Consider the following 380-nt stretch of genomic DNA (forward strand, 5'->3'; position numbering starts at 1 on the left):
GATCTGGACAGATCCGGCCCCACTGTGTTTGACGCAGCCTGCGCGGTGCCCTAACGTAGTCCGAGTCGCTGAAACCGGGTCACACCGGACAGCGGAACCCCCAAACCCTGACGAGTCACTTCGTCACGCGCCCATTCGGATGCATATTCGAGAGGGAAAAGCGGGCCGAATAGCTCTGGTAGAGTTCGGGAGTGCCGAAAGGCAAAAGCCGAAAGACGAAATACACTCCGGAAAACGGAGCGGAAAACGTCTGATAAGCTTGAAACACGAAAGAACGAAGCGCCCGGAGGGTCCGCCTGATAAGCGGCTCGAAGGAAGTGTCCGTTCCTTGAGAACTCAACAGCGTGCCAAAAGTCAACGCCAGATATGTTGACATCCCC

The 380-nt window shown here is 56.3% G+C and carries 1 protein-coding gene; it reads right to left on the reverse strand.

Annotated elements, in window-relative coordinates; all coding sequences use genetic code 11:
- Positions 1-115: 115 nt before the first annotated feature.
- The coding region (locus ACXJMZ_RS37470) for a hypothetical protein (protein WP_457034448.1) at positions 116-380 on the reverse strand (265 nt) is incomplete at its 5' end.

Source organism: Kitasatospora sp. P5_F3, assembly GCF_054049135.1.